Raw genomic sequence first — 22335 nt, 5'->3', positions numbered from 1 at the left:
TAATCAGAGCAGACGACTGTCCTTACCGAACTGATTCCGCAAAAACGCCATCTGGTCACCACGAATACGATGGCTGTTGATCAGCGCCAGATACTCGGCCATGTTCGGCACATAAGGCAGCGCCAGCAACTCCATGCCGATTTCCTCCGGCAGGCGACTGCCCTTGTGTTGATTGCAGCGGCGACAGGCGGCCACGACGTTGAGCCAGTGGTCGCGGCCACCACGGGAAGTGGGGCAGATGTGATCACGGGTCAGTTGGGATTCGGGAAATGACTTGCCGCAATACAGACAAACATGCTGATCCCGGCGGAACAGCGCGCGATTGGTCAGCGGCGGACGGGTACGGCGGCGCGGGCTGGCCAGGCCATCGCAAGCAATAATGGAATGCAGGGACAAACGGGAGCGATCGCCGGTGACACGGCAGAATCCGCCGCGCAGGCGATAAATCACATCGCCCAGAGTCCAGGTCACCAGACCCCGCGCGTACAGGGTGGCCGCGGCCTGCCAGTCCAACCATTCCACCGGCGTGCCGGCCTTATCCAATCGCAGAATGCGCTCACTCATAGGCACCCTCGCCTGCTCGACGAACTTCTCCCGCTGTGGCGGGACCATGAAAGCCTGTTATCGTGACGATTCTGCGACAGGGAATGAAAAAAGCGTCGGCGGGAATGTGGGCCCGTCCCCGTGAAGGGGATCTTTGCGACGAACTTCCTCTACCCTGATCTCTGCTTAACCGACCCGAACCGGCTAAGCAGAAAACAGCGCCTCGCGGCAAGCTGCGCAAAAGTTGTACTGTTGATAAAAGTTGTATTGATCATAAACAGCGCTCCGCTCCCCCGCAAGCGCGCTGTCGCTGACTTTGCCGGCCTGGCGGTGTCCGGATTCGGCCAATAACACCGATGCGTGGCGGGACTAGTATGCGAGGATAGTGACACAGGACGCCCCCACGGTTCACTGCCGGGGGCAGCGGACCGGTCAGAGAGCCGATAACAACCAAGGGCGAGCGGCATGCAATACGATTACGTGATTGTCGGCGGGGGTTCCGCCGGCTGTGTATTGGCCAACCGGCTGTCAGAGAACCCCAACAACCGGGTGTGCCTGTTGGAAGCCGGGCCACCGGACAACAGCCTCTTCATTCGCATTCCCGCCGGTATCATCCTGCTGATGCGCTCAAACAGCCGTAACTGGCGTTACTACACCGTGCCACAAAAGGCGCTCAATAACCGTCAGATCTACATTCCCCGTGGTAAAACCCTGGGCGGCTCCTCCGCGGTCAACGCCATGTGTTACACCCGCGGCCACCCCTGGGATTACGATCACTGGGAGTCCCTGGGTAACCCCGGCTGGGGTTACCAGGATGTCCTGCCCGTGTTCAAGCGCTCCGAACATTACGAAGCCGGCGAAGATGATTTCCATGGCACCCACGGCCGTCTCAACGTGGCCGATCTGCGTTTCCGGCACCCGGTCAGCGAGGCATTCGTCAGCGCGGCTCAGGAAGCCGGCTATCCGGCCAGTGATGATTTCAACAACGCCACCCAGGAAGGGGTCGGCTTCTACAAGGTGACGCAAAAGGACGGTGAACGCTGCGGCGTCGCGCGGGCCTATCTGCACCCCGCCCTGGAGCGCGAAAATCTGACCGTGATGACCGGCGCCCTGGTGCACCGGGTGCGCTTTGACGGCCGCACCGCCACCGGCGTGGACGTGGAGCATCAAGGGAAGGTGCAAACGCTGTCCGCCGGCCAGGTGATTCTCTGCGGCGGCACCATCAATTCCCCACAGTTGCTGAAATTGTCCGGCGTCGGTCCGCGCCAGGAACTGGAGCAGCATGGCATCGACGTGGTCCACGACCTGCCCGGCGTCGGCGAGAACCTGCAGGACCATCCGGACGTGCTGGTGGTGCACCAGAACCTGAAACGCGACACCCTGACACTGTCGCCCTGGGAACTGCCCACTTCCGGCCTGCGTGGCGTCTGGGACTTTTTCTATCGTCGCACCGGTCAGTTGACCTCCAACGTGGCCGAAGCCGGCGGCTTCATCAAATCACGGCCGGAAGAGCCGATCCCCGACCTGCAATTGCACCTGACCGCCGCCAAACTGGACAACCACGGCCTGAACTGGACGTTCAGTATCGGGCACGGTTATTCAGGCCACGTCTGCATCCTGCGCCCCAAGAGCCGCGGCGACATCCGGCTGCGCGACGCCAACCCGCGCTCACCGGCGCTGATCGATCCACGTTTCCTGGAGCATGAGGACGACATGGAAGGCATGGTACGCGGGGTCAAAGCGATGCGCGGGATCATGGCCCAGCAAGCCCTCGGCCCCTGGCGCGGCAATGAGATCTTTCCCGGCAGCCAGGTGCAGTCCGACGATCAGATCCGCGCTTTCCTGCGCGAGAAATGCGACAACATTTACCACCCGGTGGGCACTTGCAAGATGGGCGTCGATGACATGGCGGTGGTGGATCCGCAACTGCGCGTGCACGGCCTGGAAAATCTGCGGGTGGTGGATGCCTCCATCATGCCAACACTGATCGGCGGCAACACCAATGCCCCAACGGTGATGATCGCCGAAAAGGCCGCCGACGATATCCTCGGCGTGGCGTGACAAAAAGAGTTGCCCCCCGTTAGGGACAGCGGGGCCGTGTTACGCCTTTGCAGGAACGCCGCTATGGGAGCTTGTCTGCAAGCGAAGTAGAGGAAGTGGGCCCGACTCGCTTGCAGGCAAGCTCCCACAGCGGCTTCGTAGCCCATTCTGTGCCAGCGATCAACATTGCTGAAGCCCGAAGCGCGACGGTTCCCTCGAAGCGGGTCTGTCCAGACCCGTGGCCCCGATGGAGACCTCCCCCCTTAGCACGACTGTCATTTTTCACTTCCACACTGGCACCTTTGGGTTGTTAAACACAAACATCTGGGGGGCTACCATGGGCGACGGCACGCCGGCTCGCGCGCGTCTGGTGGAATTGCTTTGGCAGTTAAAGCAAAACTACGACCGTGCCGGGGATACAGGTCTTGGCTTCATTCATTTCAACACCTTGCTGAACGACGCCCGCTACCGGGCGGAAATTATCGAACGGGCATGTCACAGCCCGCACAGCCATATCCGTCATCTGGGAGAAGAACTGGCGCGCCTTGACCACGCCGACGCGGCCAATAGCGCCCGTCCCCAAGCGGCCTCCACGGGTTCTTCCCGTTTCGCTTACCGGCGGCTGGCATGGCCTCTGGTCATTGGCACCTTGTCGCTGTGCCTGCTGCTATTCTGGTGGCTGGCTCTGCCCTACCTGCAAGGCGACCAGGTAGTAACCGGGGTGATCGACCAGGACCAGACCTGGAGCGCCGACCGTGATTGGGTACTGGGGGACGTGGTGTACGTAATGCCCGGCGTGCGCCTGACCATCGAGCCGGGCGCCCGCATTCTCGGCCGCGCCGACTCGGCGCTGGTCGTCACTCGCGGAGCCCGTCTCCACGCCGCCGGCCGCGAGGATGCCCCCATCGTTTTCACCAGCAGCCAGCCTGAAGGGAAAAGAGCCGCCGGCGATTGGGGCGGGCTGGTCTTGCTGGGGGACGCTCCGGTCAACGAACCCGACGCTCAAATCGAAGGCATTGATGCCGGCGATCCGCTCGGCGCCTATGGCGGGCAGAACCCGCAAGGCAGTTGCGGCGTACTGGAGTACGCCCGGATCGAGTTCGCCGGCTTCGAGGTTTATGCCAACAATGAACTGAACGGACTCACCCTGGGCGGTTGTGGCAGCGGCACCATCGTCCGCCATGTGCAGGTGCACCGGTCCCTGGACGATGGCGTGGAAGTGTTTGGCGGCAACGTCGATCTACGTCACATCGTTATTACCGGTGCCGGCGACGACGGGCTTGATTGGGATCTGGGCTGGCGCGGCAGAGTGCAGTTCCTGCTGATACAACAGCACGAGGATACCGGCGACAACGCCTTCGAAGCGGACAACAACGGCGCTCATCACCAGGCACGCCCCCGCTCCGAACCGATCATGTACAACATCACTCTGGTGTCACCGCGCAGCAGCACCCGCCATCATCGTGCCATGACCCTGCGCGAAGGCACCGGAGGCCATTTCCACAATCTGATAATCAGCGGCTTTTCCGGCGAAGCCATCGATCTGCGCGATGGTGCCACGGTGGCGAACCTGGATACCGGCGCGCTGGATTTTCAAGGCGTGCTGATGCATGGCATTGGCCCGCGCGGCCTGAGTTATTTCGAAGCGGAGCAAGAAGACGCGGACGACGACAACGGCTTCGACGAAGACGCCTTTTTCCGGGGATTGAGCAGCGTCCGTTTCGATGAGGACCCGCGCTTCAATCAGGATGCGATCAATCCGTATCATCCCAATGCCACGCCGGCTCTGCGCTCACCAGCGGCGCGCGGCGCGGTACCAGTACCTCAAGGCGAATTCTGGGACGAAGCGGCCAACTACCTCGGCGCGGTGCGGCCCGGCGCCAGTGCCACCTGGCTGGATCGCTGGACTGCGTTTCCGGCCCGTTAGCGAAGACCGGGCCCGGCTGTCCCACCATTGTGGGACAGCCTTATACGCCCGTGTCAGGATTTACCTGGATCAGCGCACCACCACGAAGAATACACCGCCGTCACGATTGACACGCAACAACAGGGCGGCATCGGCATCGGGCACCGCCGACTCCAGTTCCTTCATGTTGGCCACATTCTGACGATTGGCATTGATAATCACATCGCCGCCACGCAAGCCGGCACGCCAGGCCGGGGAATTACGTTCCACCGCTTCCACCAGTACGCCACTGTCAGCGTGCCGCAGCTCACCTTTACGCAGATCGCGCAGACTGGCGCCTTGCAGGAACTTGGAGATGGCGTCGCCACCGGACTGGCGTTGATCGGACTCGGTAATGACCGCCACGACTTCGCGCTTACGGCCATCGCGAATAATGTTGAGCCGCACTTTTTCGCCCACCGGCGACAACCCGACCTTGTTACGCAAGTCCGCCGCCCGGGTCACCGCCTGGCCATCCACTTCCACCACCACGTCACCGGCCTTGAGACCGGCTTTATCCGCGGCGCTGTCTTCCACCACATTGGTGACCACCACGCCACGCTGCCGTTGTTTCACCTGGAAGGCATCCGCCAGCTCCGGTGTCAGATCCTGGATCGTCACGCCCAGCACGCCACGTCGTACCTCGCCATGCTCGATCAACTGCTCCATCACATTCACCGCCATCTCCGTGGGAATGGCGAAACCGATACCGACGTTCCCTCCGGAAGGCGCCAGGATTGCCGTGTTAATACCGACCAGTTCGCCACGCAGGTTGACCAGCGCACCGCCGGAATTGCCGGGGTTGATGGAGGCGTCGGTTTGAATGAAGTTCTCGTAGCCTTCAATGCCCAGGCCGGTCCGGCCCAGCGCGGAGACGATGCCGGAGGTCACGGTCTGGCCCAAACCAAATGGGTTGCCGATGGCCAGAACATAATCCCCCACCCGCAACCCGGTGGAGTCGCCGATCCGGATCTGGGTCAGATCATCGGTCTTGTCCAGCTTGAGCACCGCCAGATCCACTTCCTCATCCAGTCCCACCAGTTCCGCGCTCAGTTCGCGGCCATCGGTGAGAGTCACTTCGATTTTATCCGCGTTCTTGGCCACATGGGCGTTGGTCAGCACGTAGCCTTGCTTGGCGTCGACAATAACGCCGGAGCCGGCGCTGATGGCACGCCGGGTGGAAGGCTGCTGCTGTTCGGGAATATTGAAAAAGCGACGGAAGAACGGATCCTCCAGCAGCGGATTGCGGGCGGTCCGCACCCGCGTCTCGATGGCGATGTTCACCACCGCCGGCGCGGTTTTTTCCAACATCGGCGCAAGCGTCGGCAACGATTCCCCCTGCGCCACGGGCAACGCCGCCCGAGCCGGTACGGCGGCGGCCAACAACAGAGCAACGCAAAGCGCGCAAATAAAGGAATAATAGGATCTCAATGGTGCGTACAAGGCCACATCCTCCTGTACCTGGGCACTAACTTAATCGGGCTTGAACTGGCCATCAACACGACAGCCAGGTTAGCGGATCGTGAACCTTCGACCCTCGCCCGGCCTTCAGGGTTCCAACAAATGGGGTTCCGATAAAAACAGCCGTACCTGGTTGAACTCATTGGCTTCCCCCAGATCCGGCCAGGTGGTCGCATGCCAATGTCCCAGCAGACGATACCCCGGCGGATTCAGTCCGGCGATACGGGAATCCGCCAGCAACACCGGCGCGCCGGCCTGGCGAAAGCGGTCCAGCAGGGGCAGGTTATCCCGGTCGTAGAGAATATCGGCGGCGGTAACGCGATCGGCCACAGCCAGACAGGCCTCCAGATCGTCGCTCAATTCCACACTGACCCCGTTGAGGGCGGCGTTGGCTTCGCTGGCGGCCAGCGCGTCCGGGTCCAGGTCGCAGGCAATGACCCGACGGGCACCGGCCCGGGCGGCGGCCACCGCCACCACACCGGAGCCGGGCCCCACGTCCACCACACAGCGGCCCTTCACCCACTCCGGGTGGGTCAGCAGGTGACGTGCCAACACCTGCCCCGAGGCCCAACATAACGACCAGTATGGCGGCGCTTCCATCAAGGCATTGGCCACCTCCTGCTCCAGACGCTGGTCCGCCAGCAGCCGGTCCAGCAGCCATAAGGACAGCTCCGGTACCAGCGGCAGCGGCGTGGCACACAGTTGGATTTCCGGCAGCAGGGCATTGAGGCGGGCCTGCAGCGCCAGTGGCGCTGATACGCTCACGACACCGCTTCCTGCCGCGCCTTGGCGGCGGCCAGTTCCGCGTTGAATCGCGTGGCATGACGTACTTCGCCGCTGTCATTCAATTCCGGATAAGGCAGGCCATAGCGATCACAATAGCCCGCCAGTTTTGGGTGCGCCCAGCGGAACAACGTATGCCGGTAGGTTTCCGGGTCCAGCCGGGGGCGATCGTAGAATCCTGCCGCGCGCCGCTGTTCGCAGGCTTCGGACAGGATAATCGCCGCCGCCACGCTGACATTGAACGACGCCACCATGCCCATCATCGGCACGATCACATGGCCGTCCACGGCGGCGCCGGCGGCTTCGCTGACACCGAAGCGCTCGGTGCCCAGCAATAACGCCGTGGGCTTGGTGAAATCCACTTCGCGGTATGGCAGCGCGGTATCGGAAAAGTGGGCGGCCAGCACCTGCATGCCCTGGGCGCGCACCTGTTCGATGGCGGCCACCCCGTCGTTATGCTTGTGCAGATTGATCCAGCGCTGTGACCCCATGGCGGTGCCCGCCGCTACTTTGGCGCGATTTTCCGGCAGCACGGCGTGCACGTCGAGAATGCCGACGGCGTCGCAGGTGCGCACCACGGCGGCGATATTATGGGGTTTGTGCACCCCTTCCATGATCACGGTGAGATCCGGCTGGCGGCGATCCAATGTATCCAGCAACCGGCGATAGCGTTCCGGGGTCATGGGGACTCCTGTTGTTGGCGAAGCGCGATTGTAGCACGGGGTTCGCCTGTGCCCGTTCCGTCGGGCACAATGCGCTCAGATAACGAAGGAAGACCCGATGAGCGAACGTTCCCTGCCCCTGGCCGGTATCCGCGTGGTGGAACTGGGCCAATTGCTGGCCGGCCCTTTTGCCGGCACGCTGCTCGCCTATTTTGGCGCTGACGTGATCAAGGTGGAGCCTCCCGGCGGCGACCCGATCCGTCGCTGGCGATCCCTGGATGACACCGGCACCTCGTTCTGGTGGCGCAGCCTGGGCCGCAACAAGCGCTCGGTCACTCTGGATCTGAAGACCGACCGCGGCCGCCAACTGGCCGGGCAGCTGATCGACCGCGCCGATGTGCTGATCGAGAATTTCCGCCCCGGCACCCTGGAATCCTGGGGGCTGGGCCCGGAGCGTTTCCAGCAAAGCAATCCCGGCCTGGTGTACGCGCGAATTTCCGGCTATGGCCAGGACGGGCCCTACGCCGACAAGCCCGGCTACGCTTCGGTGTGCGAAGGGGTCGGCGGGCTGCGCTACGTCAACGGCTTTCCCGGCGAACGCCCGGTGCGGCCCAATCTGTCCCTGGGCGACACCATCGCCGGCCTGCACGCGGCTCTTGGCATCGCCCTGGCCTTGCTGGAACGGCACGGCAGCCAACAGGGCCAGGTGGTGGATGTGGCCCTGTACGAGTCGGTGTTCAATCTGCTGGAAGCGGTGATCCCCGAATTCGATGGCGCCGGTCTGGTTCGCCAACCGTCCGGCTCCACCGTCACCGGCATTGTCCCCACCAATACCTACCGCTGTGGCGATGGCAAGTACGTCATCATCGGCGGCAATGGCGATTCCATCTTCAAACGGCTGATGCAGGCCATGGACCGTGACGACCTGGCCGATGATCCACGTCTGGCTCACAACCCGGGGCGGGTGGAGCACGAAGCAGAGTTGGACGCCATTATTGGTGACTGGTGCGCCGGCCAGGACAGTCCCCGGGTACTGGCACGGCTGGAGGAAGCCCGGGTGCCTTGCGGTCCGATTTACAGCGCCGCCGACATGATGGCCGACCCGCACTTCCAGGCACGCGGCTTGTTCCAACAGGTGGAAATCAACGGTAAACCGCTGCGTATCCCCGCCCTCACGCCACGCCTTGCCGGCACCCCCGGCGGCACCCGCTGGCCCGGCGGTGAGGCCGGCACTCACACTGAAGCGGTATTACGTGAGGATCTGGGGTTGTCCGAGGCGGAGTTCCAGGCGCTGCGGAACGAGGGCGTGCTGGGATAGCGGCGCGGGCCTGAATACAACATAGGTTCCGCGAGGCCGCTGTGGGAAGCTTGCTTGCAAGCGAATGGATTCTTGGGGCAAAAGATTCGCTTGCAAGCAAGCTTCCACAGCGGTTCGGAGTCAAGGCTGAGGAAAGAGGAAACGCCTCAACGGCGCTGTGACAGCTGCTCGTAGAGATTGTCGATGATGCGCGCGGCCAGTTGCCTTGCACGGTCGGTATGGGGCCCTTCGAAGTGCTGGTCCAGATTGGCCATGAACAACCCCAGCCAGCGCTCATGATGGGCGCCGGTGAGCGGCATCTTGTCGTCCACCGCCCGGTGTTTGGCCATCATATGCCGATTATAACGGTCATCGCCAAGCAACAGTTTCTTCCAGAAAGCAGCGATCAGCGGCAGGTGCTCATCGAGATCGATGCGCGCCACCTCGAGAAAAACCGGCGCCAACAACGGATCCTCAAGAATCCGCTGATAGAACAGCGAGACCATGCGATCAATTTGTTCCGGACTATCCAGATCGGGCCGCCCGGACTTGGAGCGATGCCCGGCGGCACCGGGCTGAAAAAGCCGTACCCGTTGCCGTTCACTCACCAGCGAATACGCCCGGTCAGGATATCCTTGAACATGACAAAATCACCGGCCAGGCTGTACCACGGATGCTTGAAGGTGGCGGGCCGATTCTTCTCGAAGAAGAAATGCCCCACCCAGGCAAAGCCGTAACCGACCACCGGCAACAGCAACAACCCCCACCAGTTACCGGAAATCAGAACACCGAACAACACCGCGAACAGACACAGCGTACCGATGAAATGCAGGCGCCGGCAGGTCGGGTTGGTGTGCTCCTGCAAATAGTAGGGGTAGAACTCCGCGAAGCTCTGGAAATCAGATTGCTTTACCGTCGTCATAACGTCCACCTGTTCCGTTGCGCCCGACACCGCTGGTGGCCCTGGGGTCATCGGCCCAGGGCAGCGGCGCCAAGCCATCTGGTACCGCCATTGTCCACCATACCCGGGCACAAACAACAGCCCTGATCGGGCCATCCGCGAGATGGATCAATGACCATGACCAGCCTTTCCCTTCCCGCCGGTTTCAATGCCAGCGCCGTCACCGTTCCCCGTCATCTGACGCCGGTCACCGACCGGGGCGACGAGTGCGCCGCCGCCGAGGCCGGGCTGCGTCCGCAACAGGTCGCCACCATCTGGCGCCACGTCCGCGGGCTCTACCGCACCGGCATGAACCCCGCCATCGCCCTTTGCCTGCGCCGTCGTGGACAGGTTTTTCTGGATCGCACCCTCGGCTACGCCGATGCCGGCCAACAGCGCCTGCTCACCACCGACACTCCGATTTGCCTGTTTTCCGCCTCCAAGGCGGTCACCGCCATGCTGGTGCATCATCTGGCGGAACGGGGGGAACTGGATCTGGACCGGCCAGTGTGCCATTACATCCCCGAATACGGGGCCATGGGCAAGCACCGGACCACCCTGATGCACGTGCTGACCCATCGTGCCGGGGTGCCGCGCATCCACGAGCCGGTGGCGGCGGAGGACCTGTTCGACTATGAGCGGATCATGACCTTGCTGTGCCGTGCCAAGCCGGAAAACCCCGGGCGTCAGCAGGCTTATCACGCGATCACCGCCGGCTTCGTGCTTGGCGAGGTCATCCGGCGTGTCACCGGGGAGAGCATCGATGCCCTGCTGGACCGGGTGATCCGGCGGCCGATGGGGATGCGTTATTTCACCTATGGTCTGCGGGAGCCGGCGGTGGCACCGGCGGAAAACGCCGTCACCGGACTGCAATTGCCGCCGGTAAACGCCTTTCTCACTCACGCCGTGGGCGCACCGCTGGAGGAAGTGGTGGGCCTCTCCAACGATCCCCGTTTTCTCGACGCCACCATCCCCGCCGGCAACCTGTACGCCACCGCCGAGGAGGCCTGCCGCTTCTTCCAGATGCTGCTGGACGATGGCCGCTATCAGGACCAGCAATTATTCCGTCCGGAAACCGTGCGCTTCGCCACGGGCCGGGCCGCCACCAAGGGAGGCCGCCTGGATCGTACCTTGATGGTACCGCTGACGTTCTCGCCTGGTTTCATGCTCGGCGCCCGTGCCCTGAGCCTGTACGGGCCGGGCACCAGCAACGCCTTCGGCCATTTGGGTTTCATCAGCATTTACTGCTGGGCGGATCGGGACCGGGATCTTTCCGGCGCCCTGCTGACCACCGGCAAGGCCGCGCTGGGCCGGCATTTCCCGGCCCTGTTGAAGTTGCAGATGGCGATCAACCGGCATACGGCCTGACTGTTATCGGAATCCGCCACAGACAGGACTACGAAGCCGCTGTAGGAGCTTGCTTAGAAGTAAAAATCGAACGCCACATAAACGGCGTTGAAATTACCTTCGTAGACATCACCGTTGGCGTCGATGTCGCCGTCGGACCACAGGTATTCCAGATAGAGCCAGCCGGGGCCGTACTTGTAGCGAATACCCGGAGCGTAAAACTGTACATCGCCGGCATCATTGTTACGTGTATCTGTGCTGGCCACGCCGCCGTCCAGGTAATATGCCCAGTTGCGGTTCTGATACATCACCTCGGCCACGTGCCGCTGGGTTTTCACTTCCTCATCCGCGGGCGCGGCGTCGGAGGCCAGGAAGGCATCGAGACCACCAAAGTCTCGGCGGGCGTCGACAAAGCGGTATTTGAAGCTCCAGGGCCCACGCTGGTACAGGTAGTGCAGATCATAGGCCACGTGCTCGCCGTCGGCCTTGCGCCCGGAAGCGGTGTCCGCGGTGAGGTCCTGCATCCGCCCATATTGCACCGAGGCCCCCACGGTATGGCCTTCCTGGAAGCGCCAGTCCAGATTCAGCACGCCGGTTTTCAGCTTGCGGTAACTGTCGCTGGTACCCCAGTGCCCGTTGTCATCCAGAGTGTCGGTGCTGTCCTCGCCCCAGTCGTCCTGGTGGTAATAGGCGGCGTCATAGTGGAAGTCACCGGCGTCGCCGCTGAGTTTGAAACCGACATCCATCTGATCGCCGTAACCGCCCTGAAGACCGTCTCCAGGCCAGAAGTTCACCGTTTTCCAGCCGAACGGCACCTGGCTCTTACCGACTTTGAGCAAGGTATGGTCGTTGAACTCATAACCAATCCAGGCTTTGTGCATGGCGAAGGTATCGCCACTGCTGTTGTTGTTGACGTCGGTGAAGGAGCCTCTGCCGATACGGGCTTCGGCGCTGAAACGCCAGGGGCCGTAACCACCGTCGTCATCGGCGTAGAGAATGAACGCCGGGTCGGCGAAATTACCGCCGGTTTCCCGGTCCAGGTCCGCGTCGAAGGCGGAATTGGGACCGCCAAAATCGGATTTATCCACGTACTGGTACACCCACCAGACGCCGGCGCTGAGCTCAGCACCCGCCTGCGCATTTTGTACCAGAAACAAAGAGGATACGGCGCCCAGCGCCAGGGCCGGTAGAGCCCGCTTATTGTCTGCCATCGGCTTCTCCCCAGTCGAGTCAGAACTTTTCATTGAAGTAAGGTTTCGTTCCTTGCTGCCCGCTTTTTCGGATTATGACGTGCCCGTCGCCTCGCTCGGCGTCGGCATGGAAACGGCGAACAGGACGCGCTCACCCTAAGGGTGTATCACAACCAAACAGGTGGGGTCACGTCAGGAGTGTTTTACCGGGCCGCGAAAACCGCCCGGTAAGAACAAGAAAAAGCGGCCACGAATGGTGTCGTGGCCGCTTCAATTGAGGATTACAGATTGTCCAGAATAGCTTTCTTCACCGCGTCCAGCTCGGCATCGATGGTCACCATACGGGCGCCGGAAGACAGTTCCTGCTGACATTGCGCGATGGCGGTGTCCGGATCCTTGAGTCCGTTTCCCGTCAGGGTGCAGACGATGGTGCTGCCTTCGGCGATCTTGCCAGCCTTGATGTCACGCATGGCGCCACCAATGGAAGCGGCGGAAGCCGGTTCGCAGAACACCCCTTCTTTTTGCGCCAGCAGTTTTTGCGCGGCCAGGATTTCCTCATCGGTCAGTTCATCGAACCAGCCTTCGGAATCCTTCTGCGCGGTCCAGGCTTTGTCCCAGGACTGCGGGTTACCGATACGGATGGCGGTGGCCACGGTTTCCGGGTTCTCCACCGCCGCGCCCCGCAGGAACGGCGCCGCGCCCGCCGCCTGGTAGCCGACCATGCGCGGCACGCTGCCGGCGATACCGGCTTTGTGGTATTCGCTGTAGCCCATCCAGTAGGCGGAAATATTGCCCGCGTTGCCCACCGGCAGGCAGTGGTAATCCGGGGCCCGGCCCAGTTCCTCGACGATCTCGAAAGCCGCGGTTTTCTGCCCCTGCAGACGGAACGGGTTCACCGAGTTGACAATGGTGACCGGCGCTTTCTCGGCCACCTGCTTGACCAGTTCCATGCCCTGGTCGAAGTTGCCGCGGATCTGCATGATCATGGCACCGTACATCATCGCCTGGGCCAACTTGCCCATGGCGATCTTGCCTTCCGGAATCAACACGAACGCGGAGATGCCGGCCCGGGCCGCGTAGGCCGCCGCCGCCGCCGAGGTATTGCCGGTGGAGGCACAGATGATGGCATTGCTGCCCTCTTCCACCGCCTTGGTCACCGCCATGGTCATGCCGCGATCCTTGAAGGATCCGGTGGGGTTCAGGCCCTCGTACTTGACGTAGATATCCACGTCCTTGCCGAGCAGGCGCGGAATATTCTTGAGCCGGATCAGCGGGGTGTTGCCTTCGCCCAGGCTGATGATCGGCGTGTCGTCGTTCACCGGCAGGTGGTCGCGGTAACGGTTGATCAGGCCTGTGTAGCGGTCACGGAATGGCATGGCATTGTCTCTGCTTCTGGTGTGGAGGCCCGGATACGGGCCCCACGGGTATTAATCGTGTCGTCTTTTCAAGCGTCCAGCGTTTCCACGCGAATACGCATTATATCGTTATCCACGGTGTCCAGGGCAGCGATTCGCTTGAGCGCTTCGTTCATGTCACCCTCGCGCACCCGGTGGGTCAGGATGACGATGGGCACCAGCCCTTCGTCCACTTCCTTCTGCACCATGGCCTCGATGCTGATGCGATTGTCGCTGAGAATGCGGGTCACATCCGCCAGCACGCCGGCCTTGTCCTGGACATGCAAACGCAGGTAGTAACCACAGGAGATATCCTCGATGGTCAACACCGGCTCGTCGGACATCTGGTCGGTGTGGAAGCCCAGATAAGGCACCCGTTCGTGGTGATCCACGGTCAGTTCACGGCCCAGCTCGATGATATCCGCCACCACCGCCGAGGCGGTGGGCTCGGCGCCGGCGCCGGCGCCGTAATACAGGGTGGGGCCGACCGCGTCGCCATCGATCATTACCGCGTTCATCACGCCGTTCACCGCCGCCAACATGATTTCCTGCGGGATCAGCGTGGGATGCACGCGCAGTTCAATACCGTTGCCGGTGTCCTTGGCGATCCCCAGGTGTTTGATGCGGTAGCCGAACTGGGCGGCGCTGTTGACGTCCTCGATGGTGATACGGCTGATGCCCTCCATATAGACCTTGGAGAACTGCAGCGGGATACCGAAGGCGATGGAGGCCAGAATGGTGAGCTTGTGGGCGGCGTCCACACCTTCCACATCGAAAGTGGGGTCGGCTTCCGCGTAACCGAGTGCCTGGGCTTCCGCCAGCACTTCATCGAAGCCGCGCGCGCCCTGCTCCATTTCGGTGAGGATGTAGTTACCGGTGCCATTGATGATGCCCGCCACCCAGTTGATGTGGTTGGCGGCCAGACCTTCGCCCAGCGCCTTCAGGATCGGGATACCGCCGGCCACCGCCGCTTCAAAAGCCACGTCCACGCCGTGTTCCTGGGCGGCGAGGAAAATCTCGTTGCCGTGCTCGGCGATCAGCGCCTTGTTGGCGGTGACGATGTGTTTGCCGTTACCGATGGCGGTGAGCACCAGCTCGCGGGCGACGTCGGTGCCGCCGATCAGTTCCACCAGGATGTCCACGTCCGGGTCGTTGGCGACGTCGAACACATCCCGGGACACCCGGATACCGGTAATGTCGCAGGCGGGATTATCACGCCGCGCACCAATGTGAGCGATCTCAATGGGCTGACCCACGCGCCGGGCAATTTCCCCCGCGTTGCGCTTGAGTACATTGACGGTGCCTGAGCCCACCGTGCCCAGGCCAGCGATCCCAACCTTAATCGACTTCACTTGGTCCTCTCCAGAATAGGTGTAATCCAGGGTGCGTGTAATGCACGGGGGCCAACGGCGTCAGCCCGCGATCAGCCCATCGGCGCGGAACATCTTCTTGATGCCTCGCAGCGCCTGACGGGTACGTTGCTCATTTTCAATCAGGGCGAACCGCACATGGTCATCGCCGTATTCGCCGAAGCCAACGCCCGGAGAGACCGCCACACCGGCCTCCGACAGCAGCTTTTTGGAGAACTCCAGCGACCCCAGCGCCCGGTAAGGTTCCGGAATCCGGGCCCAGACGAACATGGTGGCGCGGGGCTTTTCCACCGTCCAGCCCAGGTCGTTGAGGCCGTCGCAGAGTACGTCACGGCGTTTCAGGTACAGATCGCGAATTTCGGAGACACAGCTCTGATCGCCTTCCAGAGCGGCGATAGCGGCCACCTGAATCGGCGTGAAAGTGCCGTAATCCAGATAGGACTTGATGCGCGCCAGAGCGTGAATCAGCTCCTTGTTGCCGCAGCAGAAGCCGACCCGCCAGCCCGGCATATTGTAGCTCTTAGACAGGGAGAAGAATTCCACCGCCACGTCGCGGGCGCCTTCCACCTGCAGGATCGACGGCGCCTCGTAGCCATCGAAAACGATATCGGCATAGGCGATATCGTGCACCACCCAAATACCGTATTCCCGGGCGATCGCCACCACCTTCTCGAAGAAGTCCAGATCCACGCACTGACCGGTGGGGTTGCCGGGGAAATTCAGCACCAGCATCTTCGGCTTCGGCCAGGCTTCCTTGATCGCGCGTACCAGTTCCTCGAAGAAGTCCACACCCGGCACCAGCGGCACGTGACGGATATCGGCGTTGGCGATGACAAAGCCATAGGGGTGGATCGGATAACTGGGATTGGGCACCATCACGGTGTCACCGGGGCCCATGGTGGCCAGCGCCAGATGCGACAGCCCTTCCTTGGAGCCGATGGTGACGATAGCCTCGGATTCCGGGTCCAGCTCCACGCTGTAGCGGCGCTGGTACCAATCGGTGATCGCCTTGCGCAAACGGGGAATACCACGGGACTGGGAATAACGGTGGGTATCGCCGCGCTGCACGGTTTCCACCAGTTTTTCCACGATGTGCGGCGGAGTCGGCTGGTCCGGATTGCCCATGCCGAAATCGATGATGTCCTCGCCCCGCGCTCGCGCCGCTTTCTTCAGCTCTCCAACGATATTGAAGACATAAGGCGGCAAACGGCGAATACGCTGAAAATCGGCTTCCACGGCTGAATCCTTCAAGAAAGATGGCGCGGTCCGGGACCGTACCGAAACGGGCACGTCACGGGCCGTGGCGGGGTTACTGGAAGCCGGACACATTAACGGCGCCAAAGGGCGCCGTCAATGTGTCCCGAGGGGCGGAAGGCCCGCTTAAAGCTGCAGCCGCTGCAGCATTTGCGCCGGGGTCAGGTAACCGCCCAACTGGGTGCCTTCGGCGGTGTAGATCGCTGGCGTGCCGCGCACCCCGAATTCCATACCCAGGGCATACTCGTCGTTTACCTGGGCGGCACAGCTGCCCAGCTCGTTTTCGACGATCTTGTCCTTCAGTTTGGCGTCGGTAAGAGCGCTGGCCCGGTCCTTGGCGCACCAGATATGGCGCATGTTCTCGGCCGCCTCGGAGGCCGGCCCGCCACGCGGGAAGGCCAGATAATGCACGGTGATCCCGGCCTCGTTGTACTCTTCGATGTGCTCATGCATCTTGCGGCAGAAACCACAGGTGATGTCGGTAAAGGCGTAGATTTCCGCCTTCTGGTCGGCGGCGGCATAGGTAATCATGCGCTTGCTGTCGATCTTCGCCAGGCCTTCCTTGCGTACCTTCTCAAGGCGTTCCTCCGCCAGATTCACCGGCTTGCCATCACGCAGCTCAAGCAGATCACCGGTAAAAATGAAACGACCATCACCACTGGTGTATACCCACTGGCTTCCACCGCCGCCCTTGAGTTCCACCTGGGCCATGCCCTCCACCGGCGCCGGCTCGATTTTGCTGACTGTGAACTGGGGGAAGGTATCGGCGAAGTTCTTCCTTACCGCCTTCTCATCCACCCCCGAATCCGCCACCGCCAGGGTGGCCGCGACCAATCCCAGGGCCGCCATCATCATCCTTTTCATGACATTCTCCAATGGTACGCCGCCCCCTGCGGCGATTATCGTTATTTGAGTGGCGACAGGCGCATCAAGTTCCCGCCCGGGGATGATGTTGCTCATAAAGCGTCTGTAGCCGCTGCTGCGCCACATGGGTATAGATCTGTGTGGTGGACAAATCACTGTGCCCCAATAACAACTGCACCACCCGCAGGTCGGCCCCGTGGTTGAGCAAATGTGTCGCGAACGCATGGCGCAGTGTATGGGGTGACAACGCCTTTTGCACCCCCGCGCTGACCGCGATCTGTTTGATCCTGTACCAGAATGCCTGACGCGTCATTGTCTCTCCGCGACGGCTGGGGAACAGCACATCCTGATCCGGGTGAATCAGCAAGGGTCTGGCTTCCCGCAGATAGCGCGCCAGCCAGTGCAGAGCCTCTTCCCCCAGGGGCACCAGCCGCTCCTTGTCCCCCTTGCCCACCACCCGCACCAGCCCCTGGCGCTGATTCACCTGCCCCAGGGTCAGGCCGACCAGCTCCGACACCCTCAGACCGCAGGCGTACAGCACTTCCAGCATGGCGCGATCGCGCAGACCGAGCGGATCGTCCAGATCCGGCGCCGCCAGCAGCGCTTCCACATCGGCCTCGCTAAGGCTCTTCGGCAAGGCCCGGCCGGTCTTGGGACGTGCCACGTTCAGGGTCGGGTCCTCGCCGATACGCCCTTCCCGTTTCATCCAGCGGAAAAAACTCTTCAAGGCGGAAAGCTGACGGGCCACCGAGCGCGCGCCCAATCCCTGCTCATGGCGGTGGGCGAGGAACTGCAGCAGCTGATGGCGCTGGCACTGTTCCAGCGGGGTGTGCTCCTCCCTGTTCAACCAATCTCCGAATTGACGCAGGTCCCGGCCATAGTTTTCCAGGGTATTACGGCTCAGCCCCCGCTCCAGCCATTGATTGTCGAGCCAGGCATCCACCAGCCGTTGCCGGGCTTCGGACAGGTCCGTCATAACCTATTTCCCGTTTCGTTTCCGCGATTCTGGCGCCATGCGGTACTCTCAGCAAGCTGGGGTTTTACTATTTATTACCCGGGTCGTGCATCCATACGGGGCATACTCAAGGGGCTTTGAGTTACCAGAGGTAAGGAGTGCCCTATGGAAATTCTTTCTTGGATCGTACTGGGTCTGATCGCGGGTGTGATCGCAAAATGGATCATGCCGGGCAAGGATCCGGGCGGCTTCATTATTACCATTCTGATTGGTATCGCCGGTGCTTTTGTCGGCGGCTGGCTTGGTTCTCTGGTGGGAATCGGCGCGGGAGCGGCATCAAATTCGTTATCGATCGGCAGTATCATCACCGCCATCGTCGGCGCACTAGTGCTGTTGTTCCTGTACCGGTTGCTGGCCAAGCGCTAACCTCCGCTGCAAACAAAAAGGCCGCCCCTTTCATCGAAGGGGCGGCCTTTTTATGACCGCCGTCCATGGCGATCACCCTACGGGCCGTTGCAAAGCAACGTTAAAATTGCTCCCGGCAATTTTTTGTTGTCCGGTGGGAGCATCCTTGCTCGGCCAGAGGTCGCTTCCGAATGCCCTACAGCAAAGGCTGAAGCGACAATAGCTCGCAACCGGAGCGAGTGGCGTATTACCGGATTTTTTCCTTGATACGCGCGGACTTACCGGAACGCTCACGCAGGTAGTACAGTTTGGCGCGGCGAACATCGCCGCGGCGGACGACTTCAATGGAGTCGACCAGCGGGCTGTGCAGCTGGAACACCCGCTCCACACCCACGCCGTGGGAAACTTTACGAACAGTGAAATTGGAGTTCAGGCCACGGTTACGGCGGGCAATCACCACGCCCTGGAACGCCTGCAGACGCTCACGGGTGCCTTCTTTCACTTTTACTTGAACGGTGACGGTGTCACCGGGACCGAACACCGGCACGTCGCTTTTCAGCTGTGCCTGTTCGATTTCCTGAATCAGGGGTTTCTTGCCGCTCATGGCGTGCTCCTTGGTTCATTGATCGCTGTATTGCTGCTCGTACTCCCCAATGTATTCATTGAGAAGCCGCTCTTCTTCCTCGGTCCAGCCACTGGCGCGGCGGGCTTCGAGCAAGTCGGGGCGCCACCGCCAGGTGCGCCCCAGTGCCTGCTTCAAACGCCAGCGGCGAATCCGCTCGTGATCGCCGCTACGCAAGACTTCAGGCACCACCCGGCCCAGGTGTTCCTCGGGCCGCGTATAGTGCGGGCAGTCCAGCAGGTTTTCCAATTCGCCGGAAAACGAATCCTGGGCTGCCGAATCCTGGTGCCCCAGCACTCCCGGTAACAGGCGCGCCACGGCATCCACCAGTACCAGCGCCGGCAGTTCACCGCCGCTGAGTACGTAATCGCCGATGGAGATCTGCTCATCCACCCGCGCTTCGATAAAACGTTCATCGACCCCTTCGTAGCGGCCGGCAACCAGGATCAATGCCGGCTCGGCGGCCAGTTCCTGGGCCTTGCGCTGGGTCAGCGGCCGCCCCTGAGGTGACAGATAGATCACCCGGGCCGGGCCCACTCGCTCCCGGGCCGCGCTCAGTGCGCGTTCCAGGGGCTCGACTTTCATCACCATGCCCGGCCCGCCGCCAAAGGGGCGATCGTCCACGGTGCGGTGTCGGTCATCGGTGAAATCCCGGGGATTGACCGCTTCCAGACTCAGCCGGCCATTTTCGATGGCCCGCCGGGTCACGCCGAAGCCGGTTACCAGCCCGGTCATTTCCGGGAACAGCGTCATCAGCGCGATTCGCATTGAGCGCCTCCCTGTCCACGTCCGCCGTGGCTCTAGAATTCCGGGTCCCAGTCCACGCGAATCTCACCGCGCTCCAGCGCAACGTCGACAATCACGTCGTCCGGCACCCAGGGCAGCAGCCGTTCACGGCGGTCCAGGCTGTTGGCATCGCCGATCACCACCAGCACATCGTTGGCGCCGGTTTCCATCAGCCGATCCACCCGGCCCAGATCACGGCCGTCCGGCAGCACCACTCGCAGACCGATCAGGTCCCGCCAATAGAACTCGCCGTCTCCGGAACGGGGCAGCAGAGACTCCGACACGGCGATTTCCCGCCCCACCAGTTCCCGTGCCGCCTGTTCGCGATCACCGATACCGTCAATGGCGACGACCAGCCCCTTGCCTTGAGGGCGGGCGCCGGCCAGCTTCACTTCTTCCCAGTCCCGGCCCTTGCTCAGATACCAGGGCTGGTACTCGAAGATGTTCTCCATGGGATCGGTATGGGAATAGACTTTTACCCAGCCTTTGATGCCATGTACCGCCATGATGCGGCCCACGATCACCTTGTCCGATTGAGATCCCATGGGTCTGGTCTGGATCAGAGATCCAGGATGCTCAAGCGCTCTCGCTCTTGCGCGCTTCCTTGACCAGGTTTTTGACCCGGTCGGACAGCTGGGCGCCTTTCTGAACCCACTGGTCCACGGCTTCCAGATCCACTTTCAGACGGATTTCACCGCCACGGGCAATCGGGTTGAAGTAACCCAGACGTTCGATGAAGCGGCCGTCACGGGCATTACGGCTGTCGGTGGCAATGATTTGGTAGAAAGGGCGTTTCTTGGAGCCACCACGGGCGAGACGAATAACCAGCATTTTTCAGTCCTGTTTCAATCCGGTGTCCCGGCCAGACGCTTATCGCCCGGCCATCGTATCCGCTTGAAGATCCCTCCGAATGGGCCGGAGGGCGCGAAGGGCGCAGATTTTACGCGGGGTTGGCGGGGAAGGCAAGAACGGAGACTGTTTTCCCCCTCCCCCCTTACCTCGGCCCTTACATGGGCGGCAAGCCACCGCTGCCGCCCATACCGCCGGGAGGCATGCCGCCCGGGGGCATGCCGCCGCCGGGGCCGCCCTGTCCGCCCATCATGCCTTCCAGGCCGCGCATCATGTTCTTCATGCCGCCTTTGGTGCGCATCTTCTTCATCATCTTCGCCATCATCTTCTGCTGCTTCATCAGGCGATTGAGATCCTGGATCTCCAACCCGGCGCCGGCGGCGATGCGTTTCTTGCGGGAGCCCTTGATCAGATCCGGGTTGCGGCGTTCCTTGGGCGTCATGGAATCAATCAGCGCCTCCATGTGCTTCATGTTCTTCAGAGCCGCCGGATCCTGAGCCGCCTGCATCATATTGCCCATGCCGGGCAGCTTGTCCAGCAGGCCGGCCATGCCGCCCATGTTGCGCATCTGCTGAAACTGGTCCTTGAGATCCTCGAAGTCCATCGCCTTGCCTTTCTTGAACTTCTTGGCGATCTTCTCGGCTTTCTTCTTGTCCAGCTTGCGCTCGGCTTCCTCCACCAGGGACAGCACGTCGCCCATGCCGAGAATCCGGCTGGCGATACGGTCCGGGTGGAACGGTTCCAGGGCATCGGTTTTCTCACCCATGCCGATGAACTTGATCGGCTTGCCGGTGAGATGACGCACGGACAGCGCCGCGCCCCCGCGGGAGTCACCGTCGGCCTTGGTCAGAATCACCCCGGTCAGCGGCAGCGCTTCGTTAAACGCCTGAGCGGTGTTGGCGGCGTCCTGACCGGTCATGGCGTCCACCACGAACAGCGTTTCCGCCGGCTCGATGGCGGCGTGCAGCCGTTTGATCTCCGCCATCATGGCGTCGTCCACATGCAGACGACCGGCGGTATCGACGATCAATACGTCCATGTAACGGCGGCGGGCCTCGGCCAGGGCGGCGTTGGCGATATCCACCGGATCCTGGTCACCGGTGGACGGGAAGAAATTGGTGTCCACCTCCCCGGCCAGGGTTTTCAACTGCTCGATCGCCGCCGGACGGTAGACGTCGGCGGACACCACCATCACCTTCTTCTTCTCACGCTCCTGGAGGAAGCGCGCGAGCTTGGCCACGGAAGTGGTTTTACCGGCCCCTTGCAGGCCCGCCATGAGGATGATCGCCGGCGGCTTGGTGGCCAGATTGAGGGCGTCATTGGCGTCGCCCATGGTGTGGACCAGTTCGTCGTTGACGATCTTCACGAACGCCTGGCCAGGGTTCAGGCTTTGCAGGACTTCCTGCCCCAGAGCCTTCTCTTTGACCTGTTCGACGAATTCCTTGACCACCGGCAACGCCACATCGGCTTCCAGCAGGGCCTTGCGTACCTCGCGCAGAGTATCGCGAATATTGTCCTCGTTGAGCTGTCCCTGGCCGGCCAGGCTCTTCAGCGACTGGCCCAGGCGCTCGGTGAGATTCTCGAACATGATCATCAACCTCCTGAATCGGGTGGCCGCCTTCCGGCCC

22 protein-coding genes are annotated in these 22335 nt (G+C 62.0%); 5 read left to right on the top strand and 17 right to left on the bottom strand.

Annotation, left to right across the window (positions count from 1 at the left end; all coding sequences use genetic code 11):
• Window positions 1–3: 3 nt before the first annotated feature.
• Entirely contained in the window at window positions 4–564 is a 561-nt protein-coding gene (locus tag CRO06_RS06150; RefSeq protein ID WP_097058001.1) for an HNH endonuclease, read from the bottom strand.
• 444 nt (window positions 565–1008) lie between these two features.
• On the opposite strand from CRO06_RS06150, the gene CRO06_RS06145 reads away from it, so the two are divergent.
• Together CRO06_RS06145 and CRO06_RS06140 are read left to right on the top strand one after the other, a co-directional pair.
• Window positions 1009–2604 (top strand): GMC family oxidoreductase, encoded by a 1596-nt coding sequence (locus CRO06_RS06145; RefSeq protein WP_097058000.1) that lies wholly within the window; start codon window positions 1009–1011, stop codon window positions 2602–2604.
• Window positions 2605–2920: 316 nt separating this feature from the next.
• Window positions 2921–4510: a hypothetical protein gene (locus tag CRO06_RS06140; protein ID WP_097057999.1), complete on the top strand. Its 1590-nt coding sequence runs from the start codon at window positions 2921–2923 to the stop codon at window positions 4508–4510.
• A 69-nt stretch (window positions 4511–4579) separates the two neighbouring features.
• Here the strand turns inward: CRO06_RS06140 and CRO06_RS06135 are convergent, their stop codons facing one another.
• The 3 genes from CRO06_RS06135 to trmH all read right to left on the bottom strand — a co-directional run bounded on the left by CRO06_RS06135 (window position 4580) and on the right by trmH (window position 7455).
• Window positions 4580–5977 (bottom strand): DegQ family serine endoprotease, encoded by a 1398-nt coding sequence (locus CRO06_RS06135; protein ID WP_051414290.1) that lies wholly within the window; start codon window positions 5975–5977, stop codon window positions 4580–4582.
• Between the two features lie 99 nt (window positions 5978–6076).
• Window positions 6077–6754, bottom strand: coding sequence for a 50S ribosomal protein L11 methyltransferase (locus CRO06_RS06130; RefSeq protein ID WP_063140100.1), 678 nt, complete (start codon window positions 6752–6754; stop codon window positions 6077–6079).
• Window positions 6751–7455, bottom strand: a complete 705-nt coding sequence (trmH, locus tag CRO06_RS06125; RefSeq protein ID WP_026949018.1) for a tRNA (guanosine(18)-2'-O)-methyltransferase TrmH — start codon at window positions 7453–7455, stop codon at window positions 6751–6753. Before trmH ends, CRO06_RS06130 begins: the two co-directional genes overlap by 4 nt.
• Window positions 7456–7552: 97 nt before the next feature.
• On the opposite strand from trmH, the gene CRO06_RS06120 reads away from it, so the two are divergent.
• Entirely contained in the window at window positions 7553–8752 is a 1200-nt protein-coding gene (locus CRO06_RS06120; RefSeq protein ID WP_097057998.1) for a CaiB/BaiF CoA transferase family protein, read from the top strand.
• Between the two features lie 146 nt (window positions 8753–8898).
• Here CRO06_RS06120 and CRO06_RS06115 read toward each other — a convergent pair whose 3' ends face one another.
• Complete coding sequence (locus tag CRO06_RS06115; RefSeq protein WP_022995511.1) at window positions 8899–9339, bottom strand: group III truncated hemoglobin; 441 nt, start codon at window positions 9337–9339, stop codon at window positions 8899–8901.
• On the bottom strand, window positions 9336–9653 hold the full coding sequence (locus CRO06_RS06110; protein WP_022995510.1) for an Mpo1-like protein: 318 nt from the start codon (window positions 9651–9653) through the stop codon (window positions 9336–9338). Before CRO06_RS06110 ends, CRO06_RS06115 begins: the two co-directional genes overlap by 4 nt.
• Before the next feature lie 150 nt (window positions 9654–9803).
• Here CRO06_RS06110 and CRO06_RS06105 point away from each other — a divergent pair, with 150 nt between their 5' ends.
• Window positions 9804–11039 carry a serine hydrolase domain-containing protein gene (locus tag CRO06_RS06105; protein ID WP_097057997.1) on the top strand — a complete coding sequence of 412 codons (1236 nt, stop codon included), beginning with the start codon at window positions 9804–9806 and terminating at the stop codon, window positions 11037–11039.
• Between the two features lie 53 nt (window positions 11040–11092).
• On the opposite strand, the gene CRO06_RS06100 is transcribed toward CRO06_RS06105, so the two are convergent.
• From CRO06_RS06100 to xerD, 6 genes are all read right to left on the bottom strand, one after another.
• Window positions 11093–12229 carry a porin gene (locus CRO06_RS06100; RefSeq protein WP_022995508.1) on the bottom strand — a complete coding sequence of 379 codons (1137 nt, stop codon included), beginning with the start codon at window positions 12227–12229 and terminating at the stop codon, window positions 11093–11095.
• A 260-nt stretch (window positions 12230–12489) separates the two neighbouring features.
• Window positions 12490–13584, bottom strand: a complete 1095-nt coding sequence (gene thrC / locus CRO06_RS06095) for a threonine synthase (protein WP_022995507.1) — start codon at window positions 13582–13584, stop codon at window positions 12490–12492.
• Between the two features lie 68 nt (window positions 13585–13652).
• The gene (locus CRO06_RS06090) at window positions 13653–14954 is read right to left on the bottom strand and encodes a homoserine dehydrogenase (RefSeq protein WP_022995506.1); all 1302 of its coding nucleotides are present in this window, start codon (window positions 14952–14954) and stop codon (window positions 13653–13655) included.
• 60 nt (window positions 14955–15014) lie between these two features.
• Window positions 15015–16208, bottom strand: a complete 1194-nt coding sequence (gene alaC, locus CRO06_RS06085) for an alanine transaminase (RefSeq protein ID WP_022995505.1) — start codon at window positions 16206–16208, stop codon at window positions 15015–15017.
• Window positions 16209–16352: 144 nt separating this feature from the next.
• Window positions 16353–17090, bottom strand: a complete 738-nt coding sequence (locus tag CRO06_RS06080; RefSeq protein WP_022995504.1) for a DsbC family protein — start codon at window positions 17088–17090, stop codon at window positions 16353–16355.
• Between the two features lie 64 nt (window positions 17091–17154).
• Window positions 17155–18066, bottom strand: coding sequence for a site-specific tyrosine recombinase XerD (gene xerD, locus CRO06_RS06075; RefSeq protein ID WP_022995503.1), 912 nt, complete (start codon window positions 18064–18066; stop codon window positions 17155–17157).
• 144 nt (window positions 18067–18210) lie between these two features.
• Here xerD and CRO06_RS06070 point away from each other — a divergent pair, with 144 nt between their 5' ends.
• Entirely contained in the window at window positions 18211–18471 is a 261-nt protein-coding gene (locus tag CRO06_RS06070; protein WP_022995502.1) for a GlsB/YeaQ/YmgE family stress response membrane protein, read from the top strand.
• Between the two features lie 226 nt (window positions 18472–18697).
• On the opposite strand, the gene rplS is transcribed toward CRO06_RS06070, so the two are convergent.
• The 5 genes from rplS to ffh form a co-directional block, all read right to left on the bottom strand.
• Window positions 18698–19054, bottom strand: coding sequence for a 50S ribosomal protein L19 (gene rplS / locus CRO06_RS06065; protein WP_022995501.1), 357 nt, complete (start codon window positions 19052–19054; stop codon window positions 18698–18700).
• 15 nt (window positions 19055–19069) lie between these two features.
• Window positions 19070–19840: a tRNA (guanosine(37)-N1)-methyltransferase TrmD gene (gene trmD, locus CRO06_RS06060; RefSeq protein WP_055099112.1), complete on the bottom strand. Its 771-nt coding sequence runs from the start codon at window positions 19838–19840 to the stop codon at window positions 19070–19072.
• Between the two features lie 32 nt (window positions 19841–19872).
• Window positions 19873–20403, bottom strand: a complete 531-nt coding sequence (gene rimM, locus CRO06_RS06055) for a ribosome maturation factor RimM (protein WP_055099111.1) — start codon at window positions 20401–20403, stop codon at window positions 19873–19875.
• Window positions 20404–20434: 31 nt separating this feature from the next.
• The gene (gene rpsP / locus CRO06_RS06050) at window positions 20435–20689 is read right to left on the bottom strand and encodes a 30S ribosomal protein S16 (protein ID WP_022995498.1); all 255 of its coding nucleotides are present in this window, start codon (window positions 20687–20689) and stop codon (window positions 20435–20437) included.
• A gap of 175 nt (window positions 20690–20864) precedes the next feature.
• Window positions 20865–22295, bottom strand: a complete 1431-nt coding sequence (gene ffh, locus CRO06_RS06045) for a signal recognition particle protein (RefSeq protein WP_097058052.1) — start codon at window positions 22293–22295, stop codon at window positions 20865–20867.
• Window positions 22296–22335 lie beyond the last annotated feature (40 nt).

This window comes from Alloalcanivorax xenomutans, assembly GCF_900217905.1.
Taxonomy (GTDB): domain Bacteria; phylum Pseudomonadota; class Gammaproteobacteria; order Pseudomonadales; family Alcanivoracaceae; genus Alloalcanivorax; species Alloalcanivorax xenomutans.
This window is presented reverse-complemented; position numbering and strand designations above follow the sequence as displayed.